Annotated in this window: 12 protein-coding genes; 2 read left to right on the top strand and 10 right to left on the bottom strand. The window is 53.0% G+C overall.

The genetic code is table 11. The features are described from left to right. Positions 1–14 precede the first annotated feature (14 nt). From V5N12_RS15800 to V5N12_RS15765, 8 genes are all read right to left on the bottom strand, one after another. Entirely contained in the window at positions 15–1,589 is a 1,575-nt protein-coding gene (locus V5N12_RS15800) for a TCP-1/cpn60 chaperonin family protein (protein ID WP_332900192.1), read from the bottom strand. Positions 1,590–1,756: 167 nt separating this feature from the next. Continuing rightward, a complete protein-coding gene (locus V5N12_RS15795; RefSeq protein WP_332900191.1) occupies positions 1,757–2,737 on the bottom strand; it encodes a 3-hydroxyacyl-CoA dehydrogenase family protein in 981 nt (326 codons plus the stop codon). Between the two features lie 53 nt (positions 2,738–2,790). Then, on the bottom strand, positions 2,791–3,312 hold the full coding sequence (locus V5N12_RS15790) for a gamma carbonic anhydrase family protein (RefSeq protein WP_332900190.1): 522 nt from the start codon (positions 3,310–3,312) through the stop codon (positions 2,791–2,793). Between the two features lie 156 nt (positions 3,313–3,468). After that, complete coding sequence (locus V5N12_RS15785) at positions 3,469–4,368, bottom strand: carbohydrate ABC transporter permease (RefSeq protein WP_332900189.1); 900 nt, start codon at positions 4,366–4,368, stop codon at positions 3,469–3,471. Next, positions 4,358–5,011: a carbohydrate ABC transporter permease gene (locus tag V5N12_RS15780; RefSeq protein ID WP_332900188.1), complete on the bottom strand. Its 654-nt coding sequence runs from the start codon at positions 5,009–5,011 to the stop codon at positions 4,358–4,360. The genes V5N12_RS15785 and V5N12_RS15780 overlap by 11 nt, the downstream gene beginning before the upstream one ends. Positions 5,012–5,377: 366 nt before the next feature. Next, positions 5,378–6,742, bottom strand: coding sequence for an ABC transporter substrate-binding protein (locus tag V5N12_RS15775; protein WP_332900187.1), 1,365 nt, complete (start codon positions 6,740–6,742; stop codon positions 5,378–5,380). 527 nt (positions 6,743–7,269) lie between these two features. Next, positions 7,270–8,388: an ABC transporter ATP-binding protein gene (locus V5N12_RS15770; RefSeq protein ID WP_332900186.1), complete on the bottom strand. Its 1,119-nt coding sequence runs from the start codon at positions 8,386–8,388 to the stop codon at positions 7,270–7,272. A gap of 153 nt (positions 8,389–8,541) precedes the next feature. Further along, complete coding sequence (locus V5N12_RS15765; RefSeq protein ID WP_332900185.1) at positions 8,542–9,318, bottom strand: SDR family NAD(P)-dependent oxidoreductase; 777 nt, start codon at positions 9,316–9,318, stop codon at positions 8,542–8,544. Between the two features lie 103 nt (positions 9,319–9,421). Between V5N12_RS15765 and V5N12_RS15760 the strand changes: the two genes are divergently transcribed. After that, the gene (locus V5N12_RS15760) at positions 9,422–10,270 is read left to right on the top strand and encodes a 3-keto-5-aminohexanoate cleavage protein (protein WP_332900184.1); all 849 of its coding nucleotides are present in this window, start codon (positions 9,422–9,424) and stop codon (positions 10,268–10,270) included. 417 nt (positions 10,271–10,687) lie between these two features. Next, positions 10,688–11,455: an IclR family transcriptional regulator gene (locus tag V5N12_RS15755; protein WP_332900183.1), complete on the top strand. Its 768-nt coding sequence runs from the start codon at positions 10,688–10,690 to the stop codon at positions 11,453–11,455. Between the two features lie 778 nt (positions 11,456–12,233). On the opposite strand, the gene V5N12_RS15750 is transcribed toward V5N12_RS15755, so the two are convergent. Together V5N12_RS15750 and V5N12_RS15745 are read right to left on the bottom strand one after the other, a co-directional pair. Then, the gene (locus V5N12_RS15750; RefSeq protein WP_332900182.1) at positions 12,234–12,995 is read right to left on the bottom strand and encodes an IclR family transcriptional regulator; all 762 of its coding nucleotides are present in this window, start codon (positions 12,993–12,995) and stop codon (positions 12,234–12,236) included. 320 nt (positions 12,996–13,315) lie between these two features. Beyond that, positions 13,316–14,101, bottom strand: a complete 786-nt coding sequence (locus V5N12_RS15745) for a creatininase family protein (protein WP_332900181.1) — start codon at positions 14,099–14,101, stop codon at positions 13,316–13,318. Positions 14,102–14,313 lie beyond the last annotated feature (212 nt).

Genomic DNA, 14,313 nt, shown 5'->3' with positions numbered 1-14,313 from the left:
GGGTGGGAAATTTCTTACGAACTTGCTGGAAGAACGTCGTCAATTCGGAGGATTGTCGTCGCGACGCTCGCTGCGGCTTCGAGTGCATAGCGCTTGCTCGTCGCTGGTTCGAGAATGCCTTGTTCGACGACGTTACCGACAACCCGCTCCTGTCCGAGAACGCCGGTCTCCTTCCGGCTATTCCAGTGGGCCGCTCGTAGCGTGGTGAGCGTATTGACTAGGTCCATTCCGGCGTTACGAGCGAGTGTCTTTGGGATGCCTTCGAGAGCATCTGCAACCGCCTCGATGACAAGCGACTCTCGGCCACCAACTGCTGGGGCGTCCTCTCTAAGCTGTCGAGCGACGGTGATTTCAATGGCACCGCCACCGGGAACGACGTGCCCACTCTCGACTGCCGCGCTGACAGACCGAATGGCATTCATGATGTTTCGTTCGAGTTCCCACCCGGACATCCATGTACTGCCATGGGCCAATACTGAGACGACCTGTTCACCAGCACCACCCCAAAACAGAAGTGCATTCTGTTCGATTCCTGGGTACCGCCGTCGCTCAAGTCGGGCTGTTTTCCCGGTATCGGTGCTGTCGAAGTCGCGGAGATGGGTGTTGATGGTCGCGCCAGTGGCGCGGGCAACCTTCTGCATTCGGTCTGTTCGCGCGTTTCGTACGACGGCAATCTCTGCGGCATCGAAGTATGGGAGTAACTCGTCTTCAACGCGATCCCCGACAAGCACCACGTCTACGTCTGCAGCGATGAGTGGTTCGAGCAGTTCTGTAACGTGTTCGACTTCGAAGTCAGCGAACGCATCGACGCTATCCGGATCGGAGAGGTCGTAGGTCACCGTTTGGGTGCTCGAATGACTATCGCTACTGAGCCGGTGCCGGATTGCCTCTGCTCTGGCGAATCCTTGGGTAACGACCGCGATGTTGGGATTGTCCAAGTTGGTTGGCTCGTAGTTTCCGGCGAATGACTTTTTTAGAACCATCCCGTCGACGAGTTCCGTATCGGTGATTGTCCCAGAGCGAAGCGATTCGATCTGTACGAGGTCTGTGTTCACCCGAACCTCACTCTCATGTTCCTGTGCGAGCGTTCGGACGGCTTCGACCGACCACTGGCTCAGGGTGTCGAGAATCGGCTCTGCCGTTTTCCCTTGGAGGGTTGTTTGGGCAACTGCTGTGAGCAGTTCGTCATCGGACAGCGTCACCGGCCGCGATTCGGCGTGGATAGTTTCGGTCGCGATGGTGACCGCCTCCTTGATTCCACTAGCGATAGTCGTCGGATGGAGTCCCTGTTCGATGAGCGGTTCGACAGCTCTGAGTATCTCGCTTGCATAAATCGCCGTTGTCGTTGTGCCGTCGCCGCATCGCTCCTCTTGTGCAGCTGCCACGCGGGCGATAACTCTGCCTCCGGGCGATTGAAATGGGAGGCGTTTGAGCAAGTACGCGCCGTTATTCGTCACTTCGAAATAGTTGCCAAGGCCATCGTCTGCATCGTCGGTATCGTACAGGAGCTTGTCCATCCCTCGCGGTCCCAACGTCGTGGCAATGAAATCGCCAACGATTTTCGCCCCAGTGATATTTTGTGATAGCACGTCACCAGAACCACCCGCCGACTCTTGAGAATCCGCCTGCTCTCTTTGCCTAAGAGAACTACTGCTCGTCTCACTGCGTGAAGCCATATCACACGAATGGCGCATGCCTTCCTTAATCTTCCGGTGGACTGTCTATACAGTCGGGTGAATTGACAGCAGTAGCTCGGCTACTTCGTTTCCGTGAGCGAATCACGGTACACCGCCAGCTGGGCGAACAACGATTCATCGCGCGCTGCATATACGCTGTCCATATCTTCTCCCTCCCAGTTGTAAACCCCTTGTCCGGTTTTCACGCCGTAGTTTCCCGCTGTGACTAACTCAGTGAGGAACTCGTGGGGCTCCGTGCCCCGGTCGAGGTGGGGGAGGAGATGCGAGATTACGTCGTGGTGGACATCGAGTCCAGAGTGGTCGGACTTTTCGAAGATGCCGAGTATCGGCAAGCGGAATCCGAGGCTCCCTTTCACTGCTCGGTCGATGTCTTCGGCACTCGCAACCCCGCTGTTAAGTAACGACTCTGCCTCGTACGCCATCGCAGTCTGGATACGATTTACGATAAATCCGGGGATATCACGCTCGACGACGACCGGCGTCTTATCGATTGTTTCGAACAGCGCAGCGAGCGTAGTGACAGTCGAATCGGCAGTTTCGGTGCCTTTTACGAGTTCGACAACGGGCACGATGTACGGAGGGTTGAAGTAGTGGGTACCGACCACTCGCGATTGGTTATCGACGACGGATGCAATCTCGGTAATCGACAGTCCGGACGTGTTCGTTGCCAAAATGGCTTCCTCGGGAGCGTGTGTACCGAGTTTGGCGAACACGGTCTGTTTCAATTCCATGTCTTCAGAGACAGCCTCTGTCACGAGGTCTGCATCCTGGATTGCTGTTTCGAGCGATGACTCGTACGAAATCCTCGCTCTGACTGCCTCCGTCTCCGTCTGCGTCAGCTCTCCGTGCGCGTGGAGTGTATCAACGGTCTCGTGGATATTCTCGGCTGCCGTTTTCAACGCTGTTTCATCAATATCGAACAGGACGACGGATTTCCCTCCAAGTGCGAAGGTGAGTGCGATTCCGTAGCCCATCGTTCCCGCACCGACAACTGAAACCCGCGCTATCTCGGTCCCACTACTCGCTAATTCTGCTCCCATAGCACTGTGGTCACAGGCAACACGAAAGAACGTTGCCCTTGTCAGAAGCCACCCTATTCAAATCGACCGGTCTCCTTGTACTGGCTGCCGAGTTCGACGTAGTGTTCGTGAACTCGCTCGATTTCAGCTCGTTGTCCCTCAGTAAGCGGTTTGGTTTTTGCGGGAGCCCCGTAGGCAAGATGGCCTTCTGGGATTGTCTGGTCCTGAAGCACGACGCTTCCGGCGGCGACGATGCAGTTCGATTCGACAGTGGCCCCTTTGAGAACTGTACTTTGCATCCCAATGAGCGAATGGTCCTCGACCGTTGCGTAGTCGACGACGACGTTGTGGCCAATGGTGACCGCGTCTCCAAGAAGCGCACCGTGGAGCATGGAAAACTCTTGGACGTTCGTTTCGTTTCCAACGACTGTTTCGCCGCCGTCACCGCGTAGACAGACGAACGGCCAGAGGCTCGCTCGCTCACCAACGAGAACATCCCCTATCAGGTATGCCATCTTCGAGACGAACGCTGACTCAGCAACCTGTGGTTTCGCGCCAAAGAGGGGTTCAGGAGAGAATGACTGATTCTGACTCATGATTCGATGCACGCAGACTGCTGTGGTAGGTGTTGTGGTCTACGCGATATCTGGCAACGAGGGGGTTAGCAGTCGCCAATGCTGCTGACGTATCGGATTCGAGTCGGGAAAAAAGAGGACAGACATTCGGGTGCAGAAAGGGCCGATGTGGCGTGACTACCCTTTCACACCTCCGGCACCGAATCCCTTCACGAGGTGATCCTGGACGAAGATGTACAGAATCAATACTGGCAGGGTCACAAGCGTCGTTGCGGCCATGAACTGCCCCCATGGTGGGTTCGCAGAGGTGAGCATCTGACTCAATCCCACCGGGAGTGTCTGCATCTGACTCGACGTCATGATGACCGACGCCCACAGATAGTCGTTCCAGGCGAGCGACCACGTGAAGATGGACGTTGCGATGATTCCGGGAAGTGCGTTCGGTAACACGACGTGGTAGAACGCCTGCATCCGCGAGGCGCCGTCGATCATCGCAGCCTCCTCTAGTGAGTAGGGGATTCCGTTGAAGAACTCCCTAAGCACCCAGATGCTAAACGGCAGGGAGAACGTCAGGTAGACCAATGATAGGCCAAACCAGGAGTTGTCCAGCCCCATATCGTTCATCAGCACGCTGAGTGGAATCACGAGCACGATCGCAGGGAACATGTAAATCAACAGAATCGAGCTGTCGATGAACTCCCTGCCCATGTACTCGAACCGAGAGATGCTATACGCGCCAAGCGTCCCGAGCGTAATCGTCATCACCGTCGCAAAGGTGGAGGTGATGACGCTGTTGCGGTAGTAGAGGAAGAACTCAGAGTTCGTCTCGATCAGATCCGCGTAGTGGGTCAACGTCCACAGTTCCGGACTAATCTGTGGGGGCCAAGAGAACAATAGTTGTTCTGGCTGGAGTGACGTAATACCCATCCACAGCAGCGGAAACAGCGAGTAAACGACAGCGATTGACGCCAGCAGGTACAACAAGATGCGATCGCTCCGATCTCGAATCCGCTTTGGGACGTGTTGTTGTAGCCACTTCTCGACGCCGGCTGACAGATTGACTGAATTAAGCTTCATTTTTCGTTCCTCCTTGCTTGTAGAATTTTTGTAGATACAAGAAGCCAGCAACCATCATGATGACGAACATCACGTTCGCTATCGCGGCTGCGTAGCCGAAGTTGAGCCCCTGGTAGGCCTCTATGTATGCGTAGATGGGGAGAATCTGGGTCGAGATTCCTGGCCCCCCGCCGGTGAGCAGATAGATGGGTGCGAACTTCTTGAACATCCACACACTCCGAAGCAACACAACGATCACGAGGATGTTGTACAGTTGCGGGAGTGTAACGTATCGGAACTTTGCGAATTTGTATGCGCCATCTAGCTCAGCCGCTTCGTAGAGGCTTGGTGGAATCGTCTGGAGGCGGGCGAGCACGGTGATCACCACGAATGGGGTAAACCGCCAGACACCAAGCAAGATGGCCGTCGTCATCGCGTGTTCGTACCCGAAAAACACGATTGGTTCTTCGACCAATCCTGCCGTGACGATGAGGTAGTTGAACACCCCATACGTCGCGTTGAATATCCACCGGAAGTTGAACACCGCGACGATGGTTGGCACCATATACGGGAACAGAACTGCTCCACGGAAGAGCTTCCGTCCCTTGAATTCGCGGTGTAGCAATAGCGCGATCGCAACGCCGAGAACCAGCTGTAAGAACATGGTTCCAAACGCCCAGACCACGTTGTTCTTCAACGACACCCAGAAGTCGTTTGTCGAAAAGAGTCTGGTGTAATTACTCAAACCAGCCCATTCGAGCGTCATACTGAACCCTGACGAAGAATGGAAACCCAGGTAGATGGCGAACAAGAGTGGGAAGATGACGATCACTGCGAAAACGAGTAATGTGGGGACGATTAACGAAACGCCCAACTCGCTTTCAGTGATGTCTCTTCGCACCACTCGGGAGGCAAATCCTCTGATGGATTGCCAACTCCGTTTGTTACGTTCCAGTATGCTCATCTGTAGTGGTTCCTACGAACTCATAGCGGTCAGTACCTTGTTCTGATTTACGCCAACTCTGCCACATCAGTTTCCGCTGCCATAGTTGGCAACCTCCTGTTCTGCTTTCTTTGCCATTTCTTTCGCCGCTTCGTCGACGCTGATGTTGCCTGCAAAGTAGCTGGAACCAGGCCCGCTCATCACCGGTTTCTTGATGATGTTTGCCAGTTCCGGGAACGCCTCGAACTCGGGGCCAGCACGGCATTTCGGGTGCGCTTTCCGGGTGTCAGCCACGAGGTTATCACGGATCTCCGTTCCGTGTTCGTAGTCAGTCCACACGTCGAACTCATCCCATGCGTCCTGGTGTCCTTCGTACATCGGAACGGTGTTTCCGGGCGTTCCTTTCATGAACTTGTCGACGAAGAATTCTGGCTTCACGTAATTCTTCCACCATTCGACGGCTGCCTCCTTGTTTTCACCTCCTTTGATGAGCTGGCCACCGTCACCCGACATGAGCGATTTTTCGTCGGGACTCGCCTTGTCGTTGTCTGGTTGGGCGTGTGAAAATGTCGTCACCTTGTCCGCGATGTCGGGTGTTTGTTCGATGACGTTGATGTACGTCCGACCCCAGTACTGACACGATGCAACCTTGTCGGCTGCAAAGTTGGTGTAGATGTCGCCGTAACTGAACGACTCTTTGCCCGGTGCGCCGTATTCGGCCATCGCGTTCCAGTGTTCTAAGGTGTCTCTCGTCACTTGAGAGTCGAACGCGACGTTCTTTTCGGGGTCGAGTGCGTTTCCGCCAGCACCACGGAGACGCGAGAAGAACACAGTGGCCATGTAGGCATTTTTCGCTGTCGAGATGGCGGTACCGTGGAGGTTCGGGAACTCGTCCGATTCGTGCGCCTTCTTGAGCACTCGCAGTTCGTCGTTCCACGACTCTGGGTACTCTTCACCGATGGCTTCGAGCACGTCTGTGCGCATCCAGGTGGTGTTCGATTGACTGTTCGACTGCATCGTGTAGAACGACCCGTCTTTATCGAGATAATGAGTCTCGGGGACGTCAGCGGCAATCTTCCCAGCAGACTCCTCAGCAGCATCCATCAACCGTTTCGGATCTTCGATAAACCCTTGGTCTTTCAACAGGAGATTCAATTCGTTGTCGAGGAAGAACACGAGGTCTGGCCAATCTTCTGTCCGCGCAGCCTGGACCAGCCGGTTGTAAATTTTCTCCCAGCTCGTGTACCCCATCTCAATCTCGAGGTTTTCGTGATTCGCTTTGAATGAATCGTTCGCTTCGTTGTAGGAGCGTTTCGAAGCTGAGGAGGTGTACGTTGTTAGCAGTTTTAATTTCGAGCTTTCCGATGAGCCATCTCCTGAATCGGACTCAGACCCACCAAGACATCCAGCAAGCGCTGCAGCGCCGGCAGCCCCTGCGCCCGTGAGAAACATGCGGCGATTCCATTGTTCATCACCGTTAGGTGACTCTGTGTTGGTATGACTAGCCATACTCTACATTGACCGTTGAATCACTACTACATTAATGTTACTCATACTTCCGTAACAATCAAGACGGATTATTGTCACAACGACTAACCTCTGTCTGCAACCGTAGTGTGGCTCTTAACGCACTTTTCGAGAGCTGAAACGGTGCGTTCATTCTTCCAGTTTCATCGTGGTGGTTGCGGTCACCCTACAGGAAATTTTAACAGGAGTTGCATGCAGGAGATACTATGGCTCGAAGATATGCTCGGCTGAAACGCGCTGTCGTTTTCCTCGAAGTGCTCTTCGGGTCACTTGCTACCGCGATCGCATTCAGTCTCTTCTTTCAACTTGCGAGCGGGGAACTTGCGCTTACTGGTGCCGAGCTTGATGAGCGTGTCCGTGCGGTGCTCGTCTTGCTTATTGCTGGGTTGGTGTTGTTCGCAGATGGACTCCGACGTGGGCGTTTGTGGTGGTGAAAAGTCAACCCGTCTCTTTCAGACCACAGCCCGCCCGTCTGCAGCGTCAAAGAGGTGCATCCGCTCAGGGATAAATTCGATTTCGATGGTGTCGCCGCGCGCGACCTCCGTTCCCTCATCCACGACAACAATCACCCGTTCTCCGTTTTTCTCGAGATGTAAGATATACTCGTCACCAGCTGTTTCGACCATGATAACCTCCATTCGAGCCGTGCGCGACGTCTCGCCTGTTGCCCCTCCTTCCGCGTTAACGTTGAAGTGTTGTGGCCTGACACCGAGAGTATAGTTGGCTCCATTGGTCGTTTTCTCTTGCATCGATACCACCGATTCTTCACCTGTAGGGAGCGTAATTTGGTGTATTCCTGTATCGAGAATCACCGAATCACTCTCGTGGGTCACCTCACAATCGAGGAAATTCATACTCGGCGTCCCGATGAAGTCCGCCACGAACTGGTTGGTGGGGTTGTTGAACAATTTCTGTGGTGCTGCCAGTTGTTGTATCTCTCCCTGATGGACGACAGCGACCCGGTCACTCATCGTCATTGCTTCGATCTGGTTGTGCGTGACGTACACGGTCGTCACACCGAGCTTCCGCTGAAGTTCAACGAGGGTTGCACGCATGTCCACGCGCAACTTCGCATCGAGGTTCGCGAGTGGCTCGTCGAGCAAGAATACCTCAGGGTCTCGCACGAGGCTCCGACCGAGAGCCACACGCTGTTGTTGTCCCCCAGAGAGCGCCTGGATCTCTCGGTCGAGCAGATCTTGAATCTGAAGCATCGCGGCCGCTTCCTCGACGGCCTCCGCTCGTTTCTGTTTTGCCATCCCCTGCATCTTCAACCCGAATTCCATGTTCCCTCTGACGGTCATGTTCGGGTACAGGGCATAGTTCTGGAACACCATCGCAATGTCACGTTGCTGTGGGGGAGTGTTGGTGACGTCGTGTGATCCAAACGAGATTGTACCGTCGGTTGCGGAAACGATGCCGGCGAGCATGCGTAGAATCGTCGATTTTCCACTGCCACTGGGGCCAACCAGTGTGACAAACTCACCATCTTGGATATCTATGGAGACGTCATCCACCGCGACGACGTCTTTACCGTAGACTTTCGTCAAATTTTCAATGCTAACTCTGGCCATGGTAACAACCAGTATACCACTCTATTACATAAATCATGTGTTAGGGGTGGCTGGAGACATATTATTGCTCAGCCACTGCTCTTTCCACACCTACGAGGCGGATTACGTCGGACGCGTCGTTCAGGCTGCTGGCAATGCCGACCGTCCTCTGTCTCAGTACATGACCTTGCCAGCCGAGACGTTGATGTCTTGACCAGTAATTCGGTCTGACCCACTCGAACTGAGGAACACAGCGACCTTGGCGACATCTTCGCGTGAGACCAATTCGCCACGTGGGCTTGCTTCCTCTGCTGCCGCTCGAACATCAGCGTACTTCTGTCCAGTCGCATTCGCCTTCTCCTCGAACACCTTTGTGATTCGAGGGCCGTCGACGGAACCGGGACAGATGGCATTTACGTTGATATCGTGTTCGCCGACTTCAGCAGCGAGCGTTCGAGTAAAGCCGATTAGTCCCATCTTTGTCGTCGCATAGGGGAGTCGTTGTTCGAGTGGCCGCTTCCCGCTTACGGACGCGATGTTAACGATTCTGCCATAGGACTGGTCTTTCATTATCGGGAGAACCTCCCGACACATGTAGAACGGACCTCGAAGGTTGACGTTCATCGTCTGCTCCCATTCGTCCTGCGTTATCTCCTCGCAATATCGAGTCGGACCGGCGATTCCCGCATTGTTCACCAGAATCTCGATTGAGTCGAACGCTTCGAGCGCCTGGTCAACGGTGTGTTTTACGTCTGTAAGTTGCTGCAAGTCTGTTTTCACGGTAAGGGCTCGTTGCCCTTCGTCTTCGACGAGCTGTTTTGTCTCCTCCATCGCTTCTTCGTTGATGTCGGCGATTACAACGTCGGACCCACTTCGTGCGAGTTCGAGACAGATTGCTTGGCCGATTCCACGACCGCCGCCGGTAACGACGGCTGTGCTATTCAGGCTCACATGTTACGATGTGACTATCTAATATATAAGCATATTGACGGCGGGAGTGTCACTCTGCGCCTCGCCAAAAGTATAAGTAGTAGCTTCCCACCATTCTACTGGTATGGTATACAGTGGCTACCAAGACTACTTCGATAAGAAAGTCATCATCAGCGTCGCCACGACTGGTGGACTTCACGGAGAAGAAGCGAATCCGAACCTTCCAACGCAACCAGACGAGATTGCAGAAGACGTCCGCGAATGTGAGAAACTGGGTGCTTCGATTGTCCATTTACACGCTCGAAATCCTGATGGGTCTGACACCAAGTCTGTCGAACGATTCCAGGCGATTCGCGACGCAATCGACGAACGGTGTGAGGATATTATCATCAACTTCACCACCGGCGGTGGCCAGTCTCGCGAAGACCGTATCCGCCCTGTCTTAGAGACTGATCCGAGTCCCGATGTTGCGACGATTGATTTAGGTCCACTCAATTTCGGGCCGCGAACGGTTCGGAAATACTGCCGAGAGCAAAACGAAGAGTTTGCAACCCAGATGGCAGAACACGGTGTGAAACCAGAGATGGAACTGTTCCACCCCGGCCATTTTACCGAAGTGAACCACCTCATCAAAGAAGGCTATCTCGACGAGCCATACTGGTGTACGCTCATTCTTGGGATGCAGACGGGGACGATTCCGAATCCGCGAAACCTGCTTAATCTCGTCGATAATCTCCCCGACGGGGCTGAATGGCAGTGCCTCGCAGTCGGTAAACACCAGCTGCCACTGACTACGATGGCGATGGCAATGGGTGGGCACGTCCGAGTTGGGCTCGAAGATAACGTCTACTATCGCAAAGGCGACCTCGCAGAGAGCAACGCCCAGCTCGTAGCCAGAGCCGTTCGAATTGCAGGAGAATTAGAGCGTCCCGTCGCGTCACCGGCCGAGGCCCGCGAGATTCTCGGGCTCTAACTGGCGGAGAATCTACGTAAACAACGTTTTTCGTGGCCGATTGGTAGGTGACCGACATCTGTCGGTGTTCGAACTCGCTCGATTGTAGGGACTCATCGACTGCTGACCACACATTAGAAACTGTGTGATTCGTCACATCGGAATTCAAGGGGGGAAATTGGTGGTGTTTTCAAGAGTGTCCATGTCCTATATCGAATTTCGACGTTGCGCTATAGAGCCCTCATAACGCTTGGAAACGGGCATTCCATCCGATATGTATATTGCGTGTCGGTTAGACTAATTCGACACTGGCGTATTTTATAACGCAAATCGAACTGGGAACCCATGGCATTCAATAATTCCCTTCGAAATTCTCAGAATCAAATAGGGTTTTCGTGAGAACCGAATTTTATATATTGTGGGTGTGAACCAGTGGTTATGACCACGCACAAACCGCGCCGAACGTTGCAAACCACCGAAACGACACTGGACGTGATAGAGCTACTCAAAGAGAAGGATGGTGGACGAGTAACAGAGCTTGCAGCGGATTTGGATCTCGCCCCCAGTACGGTTCACAGCCATCTAACAACGCTTCACGAGCGAGATTACGTCGTTAAATTTGGCGATATCTACTATCTTAGTCTGCAGTTCCTCAATCTCGGTAACTACGTCCAAAACCGTCTGAAGAGTTATCAAATTGCTAATTCATACACGAAACAGATGGCCGAAGAGACCGATTGCCGTGCCATCTTTGCTGTCGAGGAGAATGGACGTGGCGTCTATATGTACACCGAATCCGGGAAGCATGCCGTCTGGAAGTACTCAAATGTAGGGCAGAAATTTTATCTCCATCAGACGGCTGCCGGAAAGGCGATTCTTTCGCAACTCCCACGGAGCCGCGTTCATGAAATCGTCACAACTCACGGATTGCCAGCGGCAACTGAAAACACGATCACTGACGTTGACGTGCTCGTAGACCAACTCGACGCTATCAAATCGGAAGGCGTGTCGTACAATTACGAAGAACAACTCGATGGTGTGAAAGCAGTTGGTGTCCCTGTGAAGGGTCGGGATGGACGAATTATCGGGGCCTTTAGTGTGGCAAGCCCAGCGAACCGTATGACGCCAGACCGGTTCGAGACCGAACTCCCGAAAATTCTGCTCGGTATCTCGAACGAATTCGAGCTGGAGATCTCGCTTTCTTGAATTTTCTTTGCTTGGCTTTGTTTTCCGCCCAACGCAGGGCGCCTCCCCCGACAATAACAGAGGTACTTTTGTGATGAACATGGCTTACCGTTGTTCAGCGTCTCAATAAAAGTGCGCGAGTACGCCTCATTTATCAGATTTTGGGATGCTAACCTTCATGAACTAGTTTTCGCTGAGAAACAGAATTCAACGCAATCCAGATTGACACAGATTCGGTTGGAATCGACTGTGGCCGTCGATTGAACTTCTGCGTTTATTCCCCTTCAATCGCCCAAGTCAAGGACTCAAGCAATACTGCCATAACGGTGGTACCTTTGTTATGGTTTGGGTTTGTTTTCACCACTCGATTTCAGGATTTGAGCCCCCTATGGACGCTCCCGACGTGAAGTTAGCGCTGTTTGAATAGCTGTCTGCCCGTCCAAAATTGATGGAACGTACATTATCGTAGTATGATCAGCACAACGGATACGTTACTGATGCGAGGTTGAATCCTGCTGATAGAGACTGTCCACAGGATTAAACTGTAGATCGATATTGGTTGTTCAACCATCGATGACGTGTTCGCGAGAGACACTACCCGCAGTACGCTGTATCGATAACAGATGGGGTAATTTGGCAGGACTGTGCCTCTACTGTGCATCCACAAACTCATTTCCTCACCACGAAAGGCGCATCATCAACTCGGTCATCCCACACAGCACACCGTTTGACAAACCGAATTTTCAACAAGATTTCAACAACATCGCACCCCGTCCAACACTGTTGGACACGTCCGGAATCAAGAATATGAGACAGTAATTTCGACAATATTCGCGGCGTTCTTGACCAGTTTCGGAATCTCCTCTTCGAACCGCTTGCCGTGTATTCGGCCAACAGGCCCCGAAACACTCACTGCACCAACAACCTGACCGTCACGAGTAATTGGAGCACCGATACAGCGAAGCCCCTTTCGAAGTTCTCCGTCGTTCACGGCGTAACCCTGCTTCGAAATTTTCTCAAGTTCTGTCCAGAGTTCGTCTCGGCTTGTAATCGTTTTGTCCGTTCTGCGAACCAACCCTCTTTCGTCTATTATTTGTTCGACTTCATCTCTCGGTAGTGCTGAGAGGATGGCTTTTCCCGATGCCCGGCAGTGGAGATCGACGTGCTTTCCGATGTGGGATTTCACAGGCATCGCTTGGTCTCCCCGCTTTCGGTAAAGGTATACACCATATCCGTGTTCGGGTATCATCATGCTCGCTAACTCACCTGTCTCCTCTGCAAGCCGATCGACCTCCTCGCAGCCGAGTTCGTAGAGTCGGTTTTGTGATCTGGCGCTCTCGCCAATCTCGAGGAATCGCATTCCAATTCGGTACGTCCCATCATCGTTCACTGCGTACCCGACTTCCTCGAGTGAGGATAGATACACGTGTGCGGTACTCTTCGGAATCGAGAGCTCGTTTGCGACATCTGTGACTCCTGACCCACCCGACCGCTGTAGGAAGTCGATGACTTCAAAGGCTGACCGTAGCGATTTGAGTGGCTTAGTTTTTGCACCAGACATGAGTTACCGTGTGAACTGTACACACATATATGTTCCTCCAATAGTCGCTATCTCGTTGACAATGTCGGCGAATCAAGGGAGTTCGAGGCTGTTGGAGGTTCCATATCCTGTCCAACAATCTCAGACAACTCTGTTCAGTGTCATAATGTGGTTTCTCGAAGGAGGTGTCTCGTAGCATCGCGGTATTGTTGCGCCTCCACTCCATCATCCGGAATAAATCAAGTCAGGACTGTTGGTCGAAGGCAAATTGCGGAAAAAACACTGCAATAGAAACGCCAACCACGAGGCTATCGGAGTATATCGAGAACTTCGTTCAGTGACTATGAGGTTTGTTCGAGTGTATTGACACCGTCAGTCGTCTGTGCAAGATCTCCTTCCAGTGCATCTAGGATGCGGTCGGTCGTGTCGGCAACTACCTTTTTCATGAACTCGGCGTCTGAATTTCTGGGGTCTCCACGGCCACCTTGGACTGCGATGTCGGTGTACCACGTGTATTGTCTTGCTTTGAATTTTGCCTTACGCTCTTGTTTCTCCTTTTTCTCTGTCCGAACTAGCTCTGGGTGGAACAGTTCAGTGACGCTCGTCTCGTGTTCGCCTGCATGGCTCCAATCTTCTCCGAAGCGAGTCTCCAGTTGATCTCGAGCGAACGAGGTCCAGTTTACGAGATACACTTCGATATCGTGCTCTCGCTGGAGCCGATCCCCCGCGAGCTTCAGTGGTGGGTTATTGCCACCGTGACAGTTGACAATAAGCAATCGCTTGGCCCCGTGTTGTGAAATCGAGGCCCCGAGCTCTTCGATGACTTTCTGATACGTATCTGGCATCAGTGTCAGGGTCCCTGCCCGGGTCATGTGATGTTCCGAGTATCCGAATGGAAGCGTGGGCAGGCGGATCATTGAGAGATCACGGTCTGCTGCGGTTTCGACGAGTATCCGGGTTAGGTTCTCCGCCCGGAGAGTATCGACCGAAACTGGGAGGTGGATCGAATGTTGCTCGATTGCACCGGTTGGTAAGACGAGGAAATCCGCATCCTCAATGGCCTCTTCGGCGTCTTCCCACGTCATGCTCCCGAGGTCGTAGCTGTCGTAGCTAAGCGAGACGGTCATACTGCCACCTCGTTTTTTCGTCCACCGAAATGTGGTGACAATGCCGCTACTACTTCTCCTTGAGTCGAAGACTCTGTGTTAATGGCTAACATCGAAAGTCTACGAGTAGCCAAGTGCATCTACTATTTATATCTTTGTACAAGCGGCGATATTGTCAGATGAAAATCGAACGTTCCTGTGAACGATTGTGCACTTTGGGCAAGTACGACAGA

This window comes from Haladaptatus sp. CMSO5 (genome assembly GCF_036689885.1).
In the GTDB taxonomy this organism is placed as follows: Archaea; Halobacteriota; Halobacteria; order Halobacteriales; family Halococcaceae; genus QDMS2.
This window is presented reverse-complemented; position numbering and strand designations above follow the sequence as displayed.

Excerpts from the sequence above, each read along its gene's own strand:
- V5N12_RS15790 (WP_332900190.1), bottom strand. The coding sequence starts at position 3,312 with ATGAGTCAGAATCAGTCATTCTCTCCTGAACCCCTCTTTGGCGCGAAA.
- V5N12_RS15745 (WP_332900181.1), bottom strand. The coding sequence starts at position 14,101 with ATGACCGTCTCGCTTAGCTACGACAGCTACGACCTCGGGAGCATGACG.
- V5N12_RS15750 (WP_332900182.1), bottom strand. The coding sequence starts at position 12,995 with ATGTCTGGTGCAAAAACTAAGCCACTCAAATCGCTACGGTCAGCCTTT.
- V5N12_RS15775 (WP_332900187.1), bottom strand. The coding sequence starts at position 6,742 with ATGTTTCTCACGGGCGCAGGGGCTGCCGGCGCTGCAGCGCTTGCTGGA.
- V5N12_RS15780 (WP_332900188.1), bottom strand. The coding sequence starts at position 5,011 with ATGTTCTTACAGCTGGTTCTCGGCGTTGCGATCGCGCTATTGCTACAC.
- V5N12_RS15795 (WP_332900191.1), bottom strand. The coding sequence starts at position 2,737 with ATGGGAGCAGAATTAGCGAGTAGTGGGACCGAGATAGCGCGGGTTTCA.
- V5N12_RS15755 (WP_332900183.1), top strand. The coding sequence starts at position 10,688 with ATGACCACGCACAAACCGCGCCGAACGTTGCAAACCACCGAAACGACA.
- V5N12_RS15760 (WP_332900184.1), top strand. The coding sequence starts at position 9,422 with ATGGTATACAGTGGCTACCAAGACTACTTCGATAAGAAAGTCATCATC.
- V5N12_RS15785 (WP_332900189.1), bottom strand. The coding sequence starts at position 4,368 with ATGAAGCTTAATTCAGTCAATCTGTCAGCCGGCGTCGAGAAGTGGCTA.
- V5N12_RS15770 (WP_332900186.1), bottom strand. The coding sequence starts at position 8,388 with ATGGCCAGAGTTAGCATTGAAAATTTGACGAAAGTCTACGGTAAAGAC.